Here is a 16,512-nt window from a genome sequence, read left to right on the forward strand (position 1 = left end):
TGTCTCTATTGAACAGCAAAACCCGGCCAACATCCATCGATTATTAGGTGAGCTGCGCCACGAGCCTACGAATCGTAGGTATCGGATGCGATGTGGACCGGCATTCTTCGCCCAACGGCAACGGCCGGTGTGCCGGGCGTTCACCCGTGGCACACCGGCCGTCGTCGCAGTGCGTCAGGTCCAGGCGAGCAGTGCCGCCTCGGGGTCGGTGAGGAAGTCACCGATGTCGCGCAGGAACTTCGAGCCCAGCTCACCGTCGATGATCCGGTGGTCGAAGGAGAGCGCGAGCGTCGTCACCATGCGTGGCTTGACCTTGCCCTTGTGCACCCAGGGCTGCTCCCGCACCGCCCCGAAGGCCAGGATCGCAGACTCCCCCGGCGGCAGGATCGGGGTCCCGGTGTCCACCCCGAACACACCGACGTTGGTGATGGTCAGCGTGCCGCCCGACATGGCAGCCGGCGAGGTTTTGCCGGCCTTGGCGGTCTGCACCAGGTCCGTCATCGCGTCCGCCAACTCGCGCAGGGTCAGCCGGCCGGCATCCTTGATGTTCGGCACGATCAGGCCGCGCTCGGTGGCCGCCGCGATGCCCAGGTTGACGTACTCCTTGACGACGATCTCGTCGCCGGCCCAGGTCGAGTTGACCATCGGGTGTCGCTTGACCGCCAGCAGCACCGCCTTCGCCACCAGCAGCAGCGGCGAGACCCGTACGTCGCGCCACTCCCGCCGGCCACGCAGCCGGTCCAGCGCCTTCATCGCCCGGGTCATGTCGATGGTGAGGAACTCGGTGACGTGCGGCGCGGTGAACGCCGAGCGGGACATGTTCTCGGCGGTGAGCTTGCGTACCCCCTTGACCGGGATGCGCTGCTCACGGTCGGCGCCGAAGCTCGCGGCGGAGGTGGCCGCCGCGCCGACCGTCAGCGGCTCGGCCGACGACGCCGCCACTGCCTGCTGGACGTCCTCCCGGGTGATCGAGCCGAGCGGGCCCGAGCCGGTCAGCGTACGCAGATCGATGCCGAGATCCTTGGCGAGCTTGCGTACCGGCGGCTTGGCCAGCACCGGGCCGCCGTGGTGACCGTTGCCGTTCACCGTCGGCGCGGCCTGCACCGGCACCGGAGCCGCGACGACCGGGGCCGGCGCGGCGGGGGTGGCCGGGGCGGTGGCCTGGGCCGCGCCCTTGCGGGGACGGCGCTTCGCGGCGGTGGTGCGCGGGCCGTAGCCGACCAGCACGGCCGTACGACCGCCCGGTGCGGGACCACCGATCAGGCCCGGCTCGACCGCGCCCTCCGCCGGGGCGATGTCGACGGCGGCCAGCGAGGCCGCCGAGGGCGTGGGCAGTTCCTCGGCCGAGGACTCGATGGGCCCGGCGCCCGGGTCGGTGTCGATCGCGATGATCGGCGTACCGACCTCGACCGTGGTGCCCTCCGGGTGGAAGATCGCCTGCACCTGACCGGCCCACTTCGCGGGGATCTCCACCGCCGCCTTGGCGGTCTCCACCTCGACGATCGGCTGGTTCAGCTCGATGGTGTCGCCCACCTTGACCAGCCAGGCGAGGATCTCGCCCTCGGTCAGGCCCTCACCCAGGTCGGGAAGGTTGAACTCCTTGATCCGGGACATGCCGCTCACCAGCCGAAGGTGCGGTCGACGGCGTCGAGCACCCGGTCGAGATCGGGCAGGTACTCCTCCTCCACCCGGGCGGCCGGGTAGGGGGTGTCGAAGCCGGTCACCCGCAGCACCGGCGACTCCAGCGAGTAGAAGCACTCCTCGGTGATCCGGGCGGCGATCTCCGCGCCAAGACCCACGTTGGACGGTGCCTCGTGCACCACCACCGCGCGGCCGGTGCGCCGCACCGACTCGTACACCGCGCCCAGGTCCAGCGGGGAGAGCGTGCGCAGGTCGATGACCTCCAGGTCGCGGCCGTCCTCGGCCGCGGCGGTCGCCGCGTCCAGGCAGGTGCGCACCATCGGGCCGTACGCCAGCACTGTGGCGTCCGTGCCGGGCCGCACCACCCGGGCCGAGTGCAGCGGGTACGCCTCGGCGAGCGGGGCGTCCAGGTCGACCTGCCCCTTCTCCCAGTAACGCCGCTTCGGCTCCAGGAAGACGATCGGGTCGTCCGAGGCGATCGCCTGCTGGATCATCACGTACGCGTCCTGCGGGTTGGCGCAGGAGACGACCTTGAGCCCGGCGGTGTGGGCGAAGTACGCCTCGGGCGACTCCGAGTGGTGCTCGACCGCGCCGATGCCACCGCCGAAGGGAATCCGGATGACCATCGGGATGCTCAGCTTGCCGCCCGAGCGGTAGTGCATCTTCGCCACCTGCGACACGATCTGGTCGTACGCGGGGTAGACGAAGCCGTCGAACTGGATCTCGCAGACCGGCCGGTAGCCCCGGATGGCCAGGCCGACCGCGGTGCCGATGATGCCCGACTCGGCGAGCGGCGTGTCGATCACCCGCTGGTCGCCGAAGTCCTTCTGCAACCCGTCGGTGATCCGGAAGACGCCGCCGAGCTTGCCGACGTCCTCGCCCATGATGACGACCTTGGGGTCGTTCTCCAGGGCCTTGCGCAGGCCGACGTTGAGGGCCTTGCCGAGGGTGAGCGTCTCCGTGGCCATCAGTGCGCGCTCCCCTCGAACGAGTCGAAGTACCTGTTGAACTGTGTGCGCTGCTCGTCGAGCAGCGGCGACCCGTTGGGGTAGACGTGGTCGAACATGGTGACCGGTTCCGGGTTCGGCATGGCCAGCACCCGCTCGCGCAGGTCGATCGCCTCCCGGCGGGCCTGCTCGTCGACCTCGGCGAAGAAGTCGCTGTCGGCGATCTTCTCCCGCTCCAGGAAGGCCTTCATCCGGGCGATCGGGTCCTTGGCCTGCCAGGCCTCGACCTCGCTGGCGATGCGGTAGCGGGTCGGGTCGTCGGAGGTGGTGTGCGCCCCCATCCGGTAGGTGTACGCCTCGATCAGGCTCGGGCCCTGCCCGTTGCGGGCGTTGTCCAGCGCGTGCCGGGCCACCGCGTACGTGGCCAGCACGTCGTTGCCGTCCACCCGCACACCGGGGAAGCCGAAGCCGGCGGCCCGTCGGTACAGCGGAACCCGGGTCTGCCGCTCCAGGGGCTCGGAGATGGCGTACTGGTTGTTCTGGCAGAAGAACACCAGCGGGGCGTTGAAGACGCTGGCCCAGACGAACGCCTCGTTCACGTCGCCCTGGCTGGTGGCGCCGTCGCCGAAGTAGGCGATGACCGCCTCGCCGTCCTCGCCGCCGGTCTTGCCGTCCATGGCGACACCCATGGCGTACCCGGTCGCGTGCAGGGTCTGCGCCCCGATCACGATCGTGTACATGTTGAACTTGAATTCGTTCGGATCCCAGCCGCCCTGATCGACGCCGCGGAACAGGCCCAGGGGCATGATCGGATCGATGCCACGGCAGTAGAGGACGCCGTGCTCCCGGTAGGTCGGGAAGGCCATGTCCTGGGCGCGTAGCGCCCGTCCGGAACCGACCTGCGCGGCCTCCTGGCCCAGCAGGCTGGCCCACAGGCCCAGTTCGCCCTGCCGTTGCAGGGCGGTGGCCTCGGCGTCCAACTTCCGCACGAGTACCAGGTCACGGTAGAGGCCGCGGTACTCCTCGTCGGTGAAGTCGACGCGGTATTCGACGCCGTCCGGGCCGGTGACGCTGTCGATGCGCTCACCCGACGGGGTGAGCAGTTGCACCAGTTCCGGGTCGCCGGTCGCGGCCTTCCTGGATCGGGGTGCGGCTCGCCGGCCGCGGGTGCTGGCCCCGGGGTCGCCCTTTGCCATCCGTCTCTCCCTGTCGTGTCTGCGTCGGCACCGGGGGGTCACCCGGCCGCGCGACTCGTGAGCCCGCCCCGGCTGGTGCCGGGATCGGTTCCTGGCGACCGCGCCTAGCCCCGGTGGGGGTTGCCGCGCGGCCTGAGCCGGATTCATGGCCGAACCCGGTTCGGGAGCGCCGGCGCCCAGTCGCGCCTTCCGCGTGGGTGCGCGGAGGTCACGGCTGCGCTGCCGTCGTGGCTCCATATTCGCATCACAGGTGAGCCGCCCCACACCCTGCCTGCCCCGCATCCCAGGGCCGGTCCGGTTCGTTACCTGAAATGCCGGGGTGTCGGCTCCAATGACGCCCGGACGTTCCGGTGATGATTTGTCGCTATTCGGCCATATGAGCGTTTCGACACGCGGTGGGGGGTTGGCTGACCCGGAGTCGCTGACCGACGCTGTTTCCGGCTGGACCCCGATCTCACTCGGCGGTCCGCCGGGGCAGCTCATCACGGTCCAGGCCCCGGGCGACGACGAGGAGTGCGTGGTGTCGGAACCAGACGAGGGCGCCGGGAGTTCCGGCCGGCACCGGGCACCCGGCAGCTACCGCCGGATGGTGGGTACCCACCGCGCCGTACGCACCGCCGGTCCGTCCCGCGGTTACCTGCTGACCGTGGCGCTGCTCGCCGGCACGGCCTCGATGCCGGTTCTCGCCGCGATCAGCACCGGCTCGGCGACGGTGGGCAGCACCGCCCTGCCGGACAGCGGTATGCCGTTCATCCCGACGCCGTCCATCGGGCCGGTGGTCATCCCGCCGCCGCCCACCGGTGCCCCCGCAGCCACCTCGACGGCGGTGCCGTCGACCGCTCCGGCCGCCCCGCCGGTCGACCCCGCCCGGCCTGACCCGGGGCCGACGCTTGTGGACCTGAGGCCCGAGCGGCGCCCGGAGCTACCTGACAACGAACCCCGACCTCGGCCGCCCAGCCCGGTGCCCGCGCCGCTCCCGCGCCCGACCCCGACGCCCCACCCCACGCCGACCCGGCCGGTGCCGGGAGTTCCTTCCGCGCCGACTGCCACACCGACCTCGCCACCACCGGTCCCAAGTGACCCGCCGGTGTCGAGCGATCCGGCCAGCCCGTCCGCCTCGCCGGACCCGGACGGTGCCGGGCCGAGCACATCGGCGGAACCGCCGGACCCGACCGACCCGTCGGCGAGCACCGACCCACCCGCCACCGACCCTCCTGCCACCGATCCGCCCGCCACCGATCCGCCTGCCGCGACGGAGCCGTCCACGTCGGCGAACCCCCACCTGCCCCGGGACCCCGCCACGCCGGACGGGCCCAGCGCCTCGGCGGGTCCGAGCAGGTCGGGCGAGCCGGCCTGCCCCACTCCGGATCACTCGGGAAGCACCGGGTCACCGACGGTACGGTGAGGAGGCCGTCGACGGACCGGAGCGGGGCGGGGGGATCTGATCTTGGTCGACCGTGACCTGGTCGCTGACGACGTCGCTGCGGCCCGGCCGGGCCCAGGGCTGCGAGTGGCCCGGATCGTCACCGAGTTGACCGCGCCCGCCGTCCTGGTCTCGCTGCTCACCGTCGTGATCGGCTGGCACAGCGCCCAGGGCAGGCTGAGCGGTGTGGGCTGGGGGTTGGTCGCGGTCTTCTTCGCCAGCCTGCTCCCGATGGCGTACATCGTCGGCGGGGTGCGCCGTGGCCGCCTCACCGATCATCACGTCCGGGTACGCGAACAGCGGCGCAATCCGCTGCTGTTCGGGCTCGGTTCGGTGGCGGCCGGGCTGGCCCTGCTCGCGGTGCTCGGCGCGCCGCGACCCGTGCTGGCCCTGGTCGCCGCCGGACTGGTGGGCCTGGTGGTCGCGGTGACGGTCAGCCAGTGGTGGAAGATGTCGATCCACTCCGCGGTCGCGGTCGGCACGCTGGCGGTACTGCTAGTCACCTTCGGCATCTGGGTGCTCGTGGCCACCCCACTGCTCGGGCTGGTCGGCTGGTCACGGGTGCGGCTCGGCGATCACACCCCCGCCCAGGTGCTCGCCGGTGGCGTGCTCGGTGGCCTGGTCGCGGCCGTGGTCTTCACCGTGCTGCGCTGACCCGGGTCGATCCGACTGCGGGTCAGCCGTCGTCGGAGAGGCGGTGCCGGTTGGCGTCGATCCAGGCGTCGAGCGCGGCCGGATCGTCCGGGTCGACCCCGTCGGCCATCAACTGCGCCACCGCCGCGGTCGCCGGGCTGCGCCGCTCGCCGGTGGCGTAGAGCCGGACGAACTCGGGCACCATCTCGGCGATCGCGGTGTCCGTACCGGCGGCGGCCGTCTCCGGCAGCCCACGTCTGCGGGCGGCGTACGCGGCCCAGGCCCGCAGCACCCGGGGCAGCATCGCCGCGTCGTCCATGTCGAGTACGGCCCGACGGTGCACCCAGTCGAGCAGGAAGAACCCGGCCACCGTCGGGCTCCAACGCAGCGGGTCGGCGTCGGCGAAGGTGGCCGCGTGGTCGAGCAGCAGGCCCAGGCAGAAGTGCAGCGAGGCCAACTCGGCACCGTCGACGTCGTCGAAGCCCGCCCGACTCGCCTCCGGCGAGGCGAGGAAACGCCGGATCTCGTCGGCCCGTACGGCTGCCGGCAGCGGATCGTCGGACGGCACCGGCACCGCACCCTGCCAGGCCGGCAGGATCGCCAACCGGGCCCCGACCAGCGCCCGATCCGTGGCCAGTGACGTCGTCCCCGGCAACTGCCCCAGGTGGTCGGTGACCGCCAGATGCCGGCTCACCTCGCCACGCATCCGGCTCGGATCCTCCTCCCGGAACCAGGTCAGCTCGTCCTCGGCGCACAACTGCCGGACCTGGGCCAGGATTCGGCTCGCCGGTCCGCCGACGAAGACGTCCTTGGCGATGCCGATGTTGTGGTCCACCAACGCGATAAGCGCATGTTCCGGCCCGCCGACGGTGTCGTCGTAGGCGAAGGTCGCCAGGTAGGAGGTCTGGTCGCCGTAGACGTCGCCGTACGCCCAGGTGCCGGTGAGGTGCACCCGGCCGAGGTGACCCGACCAGGCTGGTGCGGCAGCGCCGGGACGGACCCGGTCCGCGCCCTTCGCGTCCGGCACGAGGGCGGCGAAGACGGCGCGTACGGTGGTGGCGGCGAGAGCCCGACGTCGCGAGGTCGCCGCGAGAAAACCGGCCACGAACTCGCGTACGGCCGTCTCCCGGTCCGTCTCCGCGACCTCGTACACGCTGCCCAGCAGGGCCGCGCCGAGCATCTCCGCATCGAGGGCGGTGTCGAGCTTGGTCACGTCGCGGGCGGCGTGCAGCACCGCTTCGTACGGGGTCTGTGGCGTGGCCATGACCCGACACTACGCCGCTCGGGGCCCGATGACCGGTGAGCAGACGTCCGGCGTTGCTCAGCGATGCCGGGCGACCTCGAGGACGGTCCGCGCGTCGGCGTGCGCGGCGATCACCGCCCGAACCGGCGTGAGCACGTACTCCTCGCCGACCTTGGTCACCGCGCCGGTCAACCGGGCCTCGGCGCGCTGTCGGGCCCGCCGGGCGGCCCACCGTGCCACCGGCCGGGTCAGGGCCGCCATCAGCAGCCCGGCGAGGAGCCCACCGAGCAGCAGCAGGGTCGGCACGGGCACCTCACCGACCATCGGATGACGCAGCTCCGGCAACCCCAGGGCCCGCAGCGCGTAGCCGAGGGCGAGCCAGCCGAGCCCGGCCACGGCGGCCAGGGTCACCAGCCACTGCAACCCGCCGACCAGTCGCCACCAGAGGCGGGGCCGGTTCATCCCCAGGTCGGTGTCGGCGATCGCGCGGTCCAGCGCGTCCGGCAGGTCGCCGAGCCGGGACCGGGCCGCCGCGGTGACCGCGTTCGGCCAGGCGCTCGGCAGGCCGGCACCCGCCCGCTCGGCCACCGTGCGGACCGCGAGCCCGAGCGCGGACCGGTCGGCGACGCTGGGCTCGGGCACGGATGTCGCGGCGACCAGGCTCTCCGCCGGGTCGCGCGGATCGCCCGACCGGTCGGGAAGGTGCAACCGGCGCAGCGGATCGGGACGCAGCCGCCGCCAGAGGCGTACCAGCGGCCAACCGGTCGTGGCGGCGGCCCGGTGTCGGTACGCCTGCTCGACCGCTTCCGCCACCGTCGGTACGCCCGCCACGGCGACAAGCGCCCGATCCAGCGTGGCCACCGCCGGGTCGCCAGCGGTCAACGCCGGGCCTGGCGCGCCGACCATCTCGTCCAGCGCGGCGACCACCGCGTCCACGTCACCGGAGAGTCGACGCAGCGCGGCCTGCCGTTCGGCGACGCAGCGCTCCAGCGCTCCGCGCAGCCCCTCGGTCCCGCCCGGGTCGGTGATCGTGGTGGGCAGCAGCGGTACCCCGTCGAGCCCGTCGGAGTCGAGCAGTCGGCGCAGATCGGCCACCACCCGGTCGACGTCGGCCGGGGGCAGTCGATCGACCTGGTTGAGCACGACCACTGTGACGTCGCGGTGCCTGTGGAACTCGCGCAGGTAGCTGCCGTGCACCACCCGGTCGGCGTACTTCTGCGGGTCGACCACCCAGACCACCAGGTCCACCAGGCCGAGCAGCCGGTCCACCTCCAGCCGGTGCGAGTGCTGCACCGAGTCGAAGTCCGGCAGGTCGAGCAGGATCAGCCCGTGCAGTGTGGACTCGTCGTCGCCGTCGAGTAGGCTCTCCCGGACGAACCGGTGCCGGGGCAGTACGCCGAGCCAGTCCAGCAGTCGGGTGCCGCCGTCGAGCGGCCCCCACACGCAGGCGTGCGTCACGCCGGTGGTGGGTCGGCGCACCCCGACCGGAGAGAGATCCATCCGGGCCATCGCGTTGAACAGGCTCGACTTGCCGCTGCCGGTCGCGCCGGCGAGCGCCACGACGGTGTGGTCGCGGGAGAGCGACAGCCGGGTGCCGGCCCGCTCGACAAGCGTGCGTGCCGGTACCAACGGAGTGTCCGGCAGTTTGCCGTCGACGATGCCGAGGAACCGGCGGATCGCCTCCAGCCGGGCGACCAACTGGTCGGCGTCGACCCGGCCGTCGGCCCGTAACGCCTCACGCAGGCGTCCGCCCATCCCCATCACAGCCGCTCCCGGGCGCTTGTCGCGTCGGCGAATCCGCTGGCCAGTCGGGCCGCCTCCACCCGCTCGGCGGCCTGGCGCAACGCGGTGGCGGCCTGGTCCGCCGGCCGGGCCTGCTCGGTCCGGGTGAGGAAGCGGGCGGCCTCGGCGTCCAGCAGGACGCGCACCCGTTCCAGCAGGTCCGCCCGGGCCTTGTCGGCGAGCGTCCGCACGGCCTGGTCACCGAAGATCGCTTGCAGCACCGCCTGTCCGGCGAGGGTGGTGCCCGCGCCGGTGGCGACCTCCAGCCCGGTCGGGATGAACGCGGTCGAGGTGAACACGGCGATCATGACAACCAGCCCGGTGGCGTTCACCGCGTACGCCGCCGTACGGGCCACGAACCGCCGGTCACCACCCTCGGTGCGGACCAGCTCCAGCACACCCCGCTGCCAGTCCCGGACCAGCCGCTCGGCGCGCTCGGGCAGGTCGTCGCCGTGGTGGGCGAGGTCCGGCACGAGCAGCGCGGCCCCGGCCGGATGAGCCTTCCAGCCGGTGTACGCCTGCTCGGCCGCTTCGGCGGCCACCGCCCGCAGCAGGGTGACAAGCTGAGACTCGATCGCCTCGCGCAGCTCGGTGGCGGGGGCGGCCGGACGTCGGCTGAACGCGGCCACGAGCCGGTCCCGTAGCCTGCCGATCCGCGCCTCCAGAGTGCGGAAGAAGTCGCTGGTGCCGACGAACTCCTGCCAGCGGGCAAGCACCTCGCCGCGGAGCAGCCGACCGTCGCGCAGCCCCTGCTCGACCGTCCGGTTCGCGGCCCGGTACGCGGCGTGTACCCGATCGTCAAGCGCGTCGGCGGCGGCCACCTGCTCGTCTGCGGCGGCGGCCAGGCTCTCGACGGCCGGTTGCAGCGCGACGAGCGCGCCACCCAGGGTCTGCCGGACCACCGCCGAGCGGGCGTCGGCGTCGGCGGCGAGTCGGGCGAACCAGTCGGCCAGCGGCGCGGTGACCCGGGCGGGCAGCAGGCCCTGCCCGTCGACCCAGGTCTCCGGCAGCACGAACAGCGGCGCCGAGCCCAGGTCCTGTTCGGCGAGCATCTCGGCGAGGTGGCCGGCGACCTCGTCGGTGGCCTCGGCCGGCACCCGGTCGAGCACCATGGCGATCACCGCGCCTCGGGCCCGCGCGCCGCGCAGCAGTTCCCAGGGGACGGCGTCGGCGTAGCGGGCGGCGGTGGTCACGAAGAGCCACAGGTCGGCGGCGGCGAGCAGTTGACCGGCCAACGCCCGGTTGGCGTCGACCACCGAGTCGATGTCGGGGGCGTCCAGGAACGCCAGGCCGGGGGCGAGCGCGGGGGCGGTGACCAGGTGCAGGGTGCGCGGGTCGTCGCTGGGCTGGTTGGTACGGGTGAGGCCGGGCAGCAACTCGCCCCGGCGGAACCAGGACGAGTCGGCCGGGTTGCACACCAGTACGGGTGAGCGGGTGGTGGGGCGCAGCACTCCGGCGGCGCTGACCCGCGCCTGTACCAGGCTGTTGACCAGGGTCGATTTGCCGGCGCCGGTGGATCCGCCGACCACCACGAGCAGCGGCGCGTCGAGCCGGGTGAGCCGGGGCAGCAGATAGTCGTCGAGTTGGTCGGCCAGCGCGGCGCCGATCCGCTCGGCGGGCTCGGCCGAGGGCAGCACCAGCGGGAACCTGGCGGCCCCGATCGCGGCACGCAGGCCGGACAGGGCGTCGGGCAGGCGGTCGTCGGCGTCCGGCCGGTCCTCCCCGGCGTCGGTACGGCCGGTGCGGGCTGCGACGGCGGGCGCGCCGGAGAGTGAGGCGGGATCGCCGTTCGTCGTCACCGCTAAAGCGTGCCCGACCGACACAAGGTAAGACAACCGGTCAGTAGCGAGGGGTGAGTTGCGCCGAGTCGACTCAACCTTGACTTGACGATTGCGGTGGGCGTGGCACTATTGAGTCAAGTTCACTCAACTTGAGGTGGGGTCGCTGCGGGCGGCGCCCGCCGGGCAGCGCGACGGGGGTGCTCGTCACCTGCCCAACGTTACGAAGCGAGGAAGCGAAGATGGCACGTGCGGTCGGTATCGACCTCGGCACGACGAACTCCTGCGTCAGCGTCCTGGAGGGCGGTGAGCCCACCGTCATCGCCAACGCTGAGGGCTCGCGGACGACCCCGTCGATCGTCGCGTTCGCCCGCAACGGCGAGGTGCTCGTCGGTGAGGTCGCCAAGCGTCAGGCGGTGACGAACCCGGACCGGACGATCCGTTCGGTCAAGCGGGAGATCGGCACCAACTGGTCCGTCGACATCGACGGCAAGCAGTACACCCCGCAGGAGATCTCGGCCCGGACGCTGATGAAGCTCAAGCGGGACGCCGAGGCATACCTGGGCGAGCAGATCACCGACGCGGTGATCACCGTCCCGGCGTACTTCAACGACGGCCAGCGTCAGGCCACCAAGGAGGCCGGTGAGATCGCCGGCTTCAACGTGCTGCGGATCGTCAACGAGCCGACCGCGGCGGCCCTGGCGTACGGGCTGGACAAGGGCTCCAAGGAGCAGACCGTCCTGGTCTTCGACCTCGGTGGTGGCACCTTCGACGTGTCGCTGCTGGAGTTGGCCGAGGGCGTCATCGAGGTCAAGTCGACGAGCGGTGACAACCTGCTCGGCGGTGACGACTGGGACCAGCGGATCATGGATCACCTGGTCAAGACCTTCCGTGGCGAGCACGGCATCGACCTGTCGCAGGACAAGATGGCGATGCAGCGGCTCAAGGAGGCGGCCGAGAAGGCCAAGATCGAGCTGTCCGCCGCCACCACCACCAACATCAACCTGCCGTACATCACCGCCGGTGCGGCCGGCCCGCTGCACCTGGACGTGACGCTGAGCCGGGCCGAGTTCCAGCGCATGACGCAGGACCTGCTGGACCGCTGCAAGGGCCCGTTCGAGCAGGCCGTCAAGGACGCCGGGATCAAGGTCGCCGACGTCGACCACGTGATCCTGGTCGGCGGCTCGACCCGGATGCCGGCCGTGACCGACCTGGTCAAGCAGATGACCGGCCGGGACCCCAACAAGGGCGTCAACCCGGACGAGGTCGTCGCCGTCGGCGCGGCCCTGCAGGCCGGTGTGCTCAAGGGCGAGGTCAAGGACGTCCTGCTGCTCGACGTGACCCCGCTGAGCCTGGGCATCGAGACCAAGGGCGGCATCTTCACCAAGCTGATCGAGCGCAACACCACCATCCCGACCAAGCGGTCCGAGGTGTTCACCACCGCCGACGACAACCAGCCGTCGGTGCTGATCCAGGTCTTCCAGGGTGAGCGCGACATCGCCGCGTACAACAAGAAGCTCGGCACCTTCGAGCTGACCGGTCTTCCGCCGGCCCCGCGTGGCGTGCCGCAGATCGAGGTCACCTTCGACATCGACGCGAACGGCATCGTCAACGTCCACGCGAAGGACCTGGGCACCGGCAAGGAGCAGAAGATGACCATCACCGGCGGCTCCTCGCTGCCGAAGGATGACATCGAGCGGATGCGCCGCGACGCCGAGGAGCACGCGGAGGAGGACAAGCGCCGCCGCGACGAGGCGGAGGCCCGCAACGTGGCCGAGGCCCTCCAGTGGCAGACCGAGAAGTTCCTCGCCGAGAACGGCGACAAGCTCCCCGCCGAGAACCGCGAGAAGCTCAACGAGGCTCTCGGTGAGCTGCGTGGTGCCCTCGGTGGCAGCGACATCGATAAGATCAAGTCGGCGCACGAGCGGCTGGCGCAGGTCTCCCAGGAGGCGGGCTCGCTGCTCTACGCCCAGCAGGGCGAGCAGGCCGAGGCGGGCGGCGCTGCGGGTGGTGCCGGTGCCGGCGCCGCTGGTGCGGCCGGCGCGGCTGGCGCTGGTCAGGCCGGCGCGCGGCCGGGTGCCGACGACGTGCTCGACGCGGAAATCGTCGACGAGGACAAGAAGTGACGGTCCGGACGCAGGCTCACGGGCAGAGGGATGAGGTAGTCGTATGACGGAGAAGCCACGAGCCGCTGACCCGGGTGACACCGGGTCGGCGCCGGGTGGCTCGGCGTCGGAGCCGGCCGCCGGCGATGCGCCGCGGGTCGTCATCCGCAACAACCGCAAGATCAGCCAGACCTCCGAGCCGGAGGGCGCGGCTGCCGACGCCGGGTCGGACGTTCCGGCCGAGGGCCTGGTCGAGGATGCCGAGGTGGTGGTCGACGCCATCCAGGTCGAGGCCGCCGCGTTGAGCGAGCCGGCCACCGAAGGCCCACCGGTGGTGGACTCTCCGGCGAGTCCGGTCGGCGAGTCCACGGCCGGGTCGGACGGGGCCGGCGGGCTCGGTGCCGAGTTGGCGGCACTGCGCTCCGACCTCGACGAGCGCACCCGGGACCTGCAGCGGGTCACGGCCGAGTACGCCAACTACCGCAAGCGGGTCGAGCGTGACCGTGCACTGGTCACCGAGCAGGCGACCGGCTCGGTGCTGGCCGCGCTGCTGCCGATCCTGGACGACCTGGACCGGGCTCGGGAACACGGCGACCTGGTCGGCCCGTTCGGTTCGGTGGCCGAGCAGCTGATCGCCGCGTTGGGCAAGTTCGGCCTGACTCCCTTCGGGGAGCAGGGCGACCCGTTCGACCCGACGCGGCACGAGGCGGTGGCCCATCAGACCTCGCCCGACGTCACCGAGCCGACCTGCGTGCAGGTGATGCGACGGGGCTACCAGATGGGTGAGCGACTGCTGCGGCCGGCGATGGTCGCGGTGGCCGATCCGGAATAGTGCGCGACGGTGACCGGGGTCGTCTCATCCGCCGATCGACGGCGGGCGGGACGGCCTCGGCCCGGCAGTGGGGAGGAGGTGGACGTTGAGTTCCAAGGACTGGATCGAGAAGGACTACTACGCGGTCCTGGGCGTGGCGAAGACCGCCTCCGCTGACGAGATCAAAAAGGCGTACCGGAAGCTGGCCCGCGAGTCGCACCCGGACCACAACCCCGGTGACCCCAAGGCCGAGGAGCGCTTCAAGGCGGTCTCCGAGGCGTACGCGGTGCTGGGCGACGACACCAAGCGCCGCGAGTACGACGAGATGCGGTCACTGTTCGGCTCGGGCGCGTTCCGCCGGGGCGCCCGCCAGCCGGGCCAGCCCGGCGGGATGCCCTTCGACGTCTCCGACCTGTTCGGCGGGGGAGCTCCCGGCGGGGGTGGTCGGTTCGCCGGCGGCAACATCTCCGACCTGTTCAGTTCGATCTTCACGGGCGGCCAGGGCGGCGGCGCAGGGGGCGGTGCGCCCGGTCCGGCGCGCGGGCGGGACGTCGAGACCGAGGTGGCGCTCGACTTCGACGACGCGGTGCGGGGTGTGACCCTGCCGCTGACGCTGCGGGCCCCCGGGGTCTGCGACACCTGCCACGGCAACGGTGCCAAGCCGGGCACCCAGCCGAGGGCCTGTCCGGTCTGTCACGGCGCCGGGGTGACCACCCGCAACCAGGGTGCCTTCAGCTTCTCCGAGCCGTGCCGCAACTGTCAGAGCGTCGGCACGGTCGTCGACGAGAAGTGCCCGGAGTGCCAGGGCACCGGCGGCGTCACCAAGACCCGTACGCTCAACGTCCGCTTCCCGGCGGGGGTGGCCGACGGACAGCGGATCCGGCTGGCCGGCCGGGGCGAGCCGGGCAGCCGCGGCGGCCCGGCCGGTGACCTGTTCGTGCATGTCAAGGTCCGGCCCGACGACCTGTTCGGGCGCACCGGCGACGACCTCACCCTGACCGTCCCGATCACCTTCACCGAGGCGGTACTCGGCACGGATCTGCGGGTGCCGACCCTCGACGGTGCGGTGACCCTGCGGGTGCCGCCGGGTACGCCGAGCGGGCGGATCCTGCGGGCCCGGGGCAAGGGCGTGAGTCGCCGGGACGGGCAGGCCGGCGATCTGCTCGTCACGCTGGACGTGGTGGTGCCCGCCGGGGTCTCCGACGAGGCGCGGACGGCCCTGGAGACGTTCGCGGCGCACACCCCGCCGGCGGCTCGGGAACATCTCGACGCGCGGGTGCGTCGGTTCAGTTGACTCGGTGAAGCGGTGCGGAGGTGAGCGGCATGGACGGGTTCGTCGGTTCGGATGACCCCGCCTACGAGGCCAAGGTGCTGATGATCTCGGTTGCGGCGCGGATGGCGGGGATGCACCCGCAGACGCTGCGTCAGTACGACCGGCTGGGCCTGGTTCAGCCCGGCCGGGCAGCAGGTGGCGGGCGGCGGTACAGCGTCCGGGACGTGGTGCTGCTGCGTGAGGTGCAGCGGCTCAGCCAGGACGACGGGGTGAACCTCGCCGGGATCAAGCGGATCATCGGCCTGGAGCGGCTGTTGGAGCAGGCGCAGCAGCGGGTCGCCCAGTTGGAGGCCGAGCTGGAGGCCGCGTACCGGCGGATGGCCGAACTGGAGTCGCTGGCCCGCTTCCCCGGTCGCGATCTCGTGCCGACCAACCAGACCTCCACGGCCTTGGTGGTCTGGCGTCCCCGCCGCAACCCCGACCGCTGACCAACAATTCGAAGATCGCGCTCGATCACGGATCGAGTGGCCGTGCACGACCGCCGGCCCACTCGATCCAGGATCGAGCGCAATCCCTTTTCGTGGGCGGGCGGAATTCGTTTCCGGCCTGTTTCCGCAAACCCGAGCGGGAGACAGGTTGTCTTCGTTAGCCTCCGCGTTAATGGTCTAACTATCCCAATCCGGACTCGGCGGGGGGAGCCATGGCGGATTCGGCGAAAAAGGTGGCCGAAGCGGCGGAGCACCGGCTCGACAACCTGGCCGAGAACGTACGGGAGCGGTTCAACCGGCTCACCAAGGGCCGCTTCGCCGACCAGGTCAGGTCCGGCCGCTTCGGTGGCGACACCAACAGGCCCGGCGACCGGAATGCAAACGGCAGCCGGAGCGTTCGGCCTGTGCAGAGCGGTCGAGGCGGTCACGGCGCCGGCCAGGCGCGCACCGACCAGCATCGACGCGAGCGAGGCGGATCGCACTGACGATCCGCCGACGTGCGGGCCGGGAGCCACGGGGGGTCCCGGCCCGTTCGCGTGAACTCACCTCACCGACCCGGCCGGCCACCCAGCGGCCGCGCCCCTGAGCAGGCCCGGAGCTGACGGCCCCGCCCCTCAACGGGCCTGACGGCCCTCCCGGACCAGGCTCAGAGCCGGCGGCCCTCGCGGACCAGGCCGCCCTCACACCATTCGCGGTAGACGAACAGCTCCGGACGGCTCAGCAGCACCCGGCTGTTGTGCGCCCAGGTGCGCATCATCTCGTCGCCGTTGCGCTCGGCCTGGTCCACCAGCTTGCGGAAGCGTCGCCGAGGATGCGCCCGGAAGTTCGTCCGGATGCCGTCCGCGGCGTAGATGTAGAGGCAGTGCAGGGCGAACCGTCGCGCCGGACAGGTCGGGTCCATGGCCAGGTCGAAGAGCGTCATCACCAGCCGGTCGCCGGAGACCAGCAGATCCCAGTCCGGCGGCATGGAGGCCAACGGGACCGAATCGGGGTTGTAGGCCCACGTCCGCAACTCCGCCGGGGACGGGTCGACGGGGTTGGCGAAGCCGTGGAACGTTGACTCCTGCACGCTCACCGGCCAACCTTCCGCTCTGCCCGCGGGGGCGTCGTCCGCTCTCCGCGAACCCTGGCTGCTGGGGCGACACGGTAACGCGATACCGGCGGGTACGGGTAGCCCCTGCCCGAAGCATAT

The 16,512-nt window shown here is 72.0% G+C and carries 14 protein-coding genes; 7 read left to right on the forward strand and 7 right to left on the reverse strand.

Features of this window, described 5'->3' with window-relative positions; translation table 11 throughout:
• Positions 1 to 174: 174 nt before the first annotated feature.
• The 3 genes from C1A38_RS10915 to pdhA are packed head-to-tail and all read right to left on the reverse strand — an operon-like array spanning position 175 to position 3,784.
• The gene (locus C1A38_RS10915) at positions 175 to 1,614 is read right to left on the reverse strand and encodes a dihydrolipoamide acetyltransferase family protein (RefSeq protein ID WP_102657721.1); all 1,440 of its coding nucleotides are present in this window, start codon (positions 1,612 to 1,614) and stop codon (positions 175 to 177) included.
• 5 nt (positions 1,615 to 1,619) lie between these two features.
• Complete coding sequence (locus tag C1A38_RS10920) at positions 1,620 to 2,609, reverse strand: alpha-ketoacid dehydrogenase subunit beta (protein ID WP_102657722.1); 990 nt, start codon at positions 2,607 to 2,609, stop codon at positions 1,620 to 1,622.
• Positions 2,609 to 3,784 (reverse strand): pyruvate dehydrogenase (acetyl-transferring) E1 component subunit alpha, encoded by a 1,176-nt coding sequence (gene pdhA / locus C1A38_RS10925; RefSeq protein WP_102657723.1) that lies wholly within the window; start codon positions 3,782 to 3,784, stop codon positions 2,609 to 2,611. The genes C1A38_RS10920 and pdhA overlap by 1 nt, the downstream gene beginning before the upstream one ends.
• Before the next feature lie 403 nt (positions 3,785 to 4,187).
• Between pdhA and C1A38_RS30780 the strand changes: the two genes are divergently transcribed.
• Positions 4,188 to 5,189, forward strand: a complete 1,002-nt coding sequence (locus C1A38_RS30780) for a hypothetical protein (RefSeq protein ID WP_146017513.1) — start codon at positions 4,188 to 4,190, stop codon at positions 5,187 to 5,189.
• Between the two features lie 42 nt (positions 5,190 to 5,231).
• Positions 5,232 to 5,861: a phosphatase PAP2 family protein gene (locus C1A38_RS10935; protein ID WP_102657725.1), complete on the forward strand. Its 630-nt coding sequence runs from the start codon at positions 5,232 to 5,234 to the stop codon at positions 5,859 to 5,861.
• A 22-nt stretch (positions 5,862 to 5,883) separates the two neighbouring features.
• Here C1A38_RS10935 and C1A38_RS10940 read toward each other — a convergent pair whose 3' ends face one another.
• Genes C1A38_RS10940 through C1A38_RS10950 form a run of 3 tightly spaced genes read right to left on the reverse strand, consistent with a single transcriptional unit; the run spans position 5,884 to position 10,664 of the window.
• A complete protein-coding gene (locus C1A38_RS10940) occupies positions 5,884 to 7,104 on the reverse strand; it encodes a hypothetical protein (RefSeq protein ID WP_102657726.1) in 1,221 nt (406 codons plus the stop codon).
• Between the two features lie 57 nt (positions 7,105 to 7,161).
• Entirely contained in the window at positions 7,162 to 8,838 is a 1,677-nt protein-coding gene (locus C1A38_RS10945; RefSeq protein ID WP_102657727.1) for a GTPase, read from the reverse strand.
• 5 nt (positions 8,839 to 8,843) lie between these two features.
• On the reverse strand, positions 8,844 to 10,664 hold the full coding sequence (locus tag C1A38_RS10950) for a GTPase family protein (protein ID WP_102657728.1): 1,821 nt from the start codon (positions 10,662 to 10,664) through the stop codon (positions 8,844 to 8,846).
• Between the two features lie 221 nt (positions 10,665 to 10,885).
• Here C1A38_RS10950 and dnaK point away from each other — a divergent pair, with 221 nt between their 5' ends.
• The 5 genes from dnaK (at position 10,886) to C1A38_RS10975 (ending at position 15,805) form a co-directional block, all read left to right on the forward strand.
• A complete protein-coding gene (gene dnaK, locus C1A38_RS10955) occupies positions 10,886 to 12,769 on the forward strand; it encodes a molecular chaperone DnaK (RefSeq protein ID WP_102657729.1) in 1,884 nt (627 codons plus the stop codon).
• Between the two features lie 43 nt (positions 12,770 to 12,812).
• Positions 12,813 to 13,580: a nucleotide exchange factor GrpE gene (gene grpE, locus C1A38_RS10960; protein WP_102657730.1), complete on the forward strand. Its 768-nt coding sequence runs from the start codon at positions 12,813 to 12,815 to the stop codon at positions 13,578 to 13,580.
• Positions 13,581 to 13,665: 85 nt separating this feature from the next.
• Positions 13,666 to 14,853: a molecular chaperone DnaJ gene (dnaJ, locus tag C1A38_RS10965; protein ID WP_102657731.1), complete on the forward strand. Its 1,188-nt coding sequence runs from the start codon at positions 13,666 to 13,668 to the stop codon at positions 14,851 to 14,853.
• A 29-nt stretch (positions 14,854 to 14,882) separates the two neighbouring features.
• Entirely contained in the window at positions 14,883 to 15,320 is a 438-nt protein-coding gene (locus tag C1A38_RS10970) for a heat shock protein transcriptional repressor HspR (protein ID WP_102657732.1), read from the forward strand.
• 212 nt (positions 15,321 to 15,532) lie between these two features.
• On the forward strand, positions 15,533 to 15,805 hold the full coding sequence (locus tag C1A38_RS10975) for a hypothetical protein (protein WP_102657733.1): 273 nt from the start codon (positions 15,533 to 15,535) through the stop codon (positions 15,803 to 15,805).
• Positions 15,806 to 15,966: 161 nt separating this feature from the next.
• Here the strand turns inward: C1A38_RS10975 and C1A38_RS10980 are convergent, their stop codons facing one another.
• On the reverse strand, positions 15,967 to 16,395 hold the full coding sequence (locus tag C1A38_RS10980; RefSeq protein WP_102657734.1) for a hypothetical protein: 429 nt from the start codon (positions 16,393 to 16,395) through the stop codon (positions 15,967 to 15,969).
• Positions 16,396 to 16,512: the final 117 nt, after the last annotated feature.

Origin of the sequence: Verrucosispora sp. ts21 (assembly GCF_002879555.1) — a bacterium.
GTDB lineage: Bacteria > Actinomycetota > Actinomycetes > Mycobacteriales > Micromonosporaceae > Micromonospora > Micromonospora gifhornensis.

Coding starts and splice junctions, on each gene's coding strand:
- C1A38_RS10945 (WP_102657727.1), bottom strand. CDS start 8,838: ATGGGCGGACGCCTGCGTGAGGCGTTACGGGCCGACGGCCGGGTCGAC.
- pdhA (WP_102657723.1), bottom strand. CDS start 3,784: ATGGCAAAGGGCGACCCCGGGGCCAGCACCCGCGGCCGGCGAGCCGCA.
- C1A38_RS10975 (WP_102657733.1), top strand. CDS start 15,533: ATGGCGGATTCGGCGAAAAAGGTGGCCGAAGCGGCGGAGCACCGGCTC.
- C1A38_RS10920 (WP_102657722.1), bottom strand. CDS start 2,609: ATGGCCACGGAGACGCTCACCCTCGGCAAGGCCCTCAACGTCGGCCTG.
- dnaK (WP_102657729.1), top strand. CDS start 10,886: ATGGCACGTGCGGTCGGTATCGACCTCGGCACGACGAACTCCTGCGTC.
- C1A38_RS10940 (WP_102657726.1), bottom strand. CDS start 7,104: ATGGCCACGCCACAGACCCCGTACGAAGCGGTGCTGCACGCCGCCCGC.
- C1A38_RS10970 (WP_102657732.1), top strand. CDS start 14,883: ATGGACGGGTTCGTCGGTTCGGATGACCCCGCCTACGAGGCCAAGGTG.
- grpE (WP_102657730.1), top strand. CDS start 12,813: ATGACGGAGAAGCCACGAGCCGCTGACCCGGGTGACACCGGGTCGGCG.
- C1A38_RS10915 (WP_102657721.1), bottom strand. CDS start 1,614: ATGTCCCGGATCAAGGAGTTCAACCTTCCCGACCTGGGTGAGGGCCTG.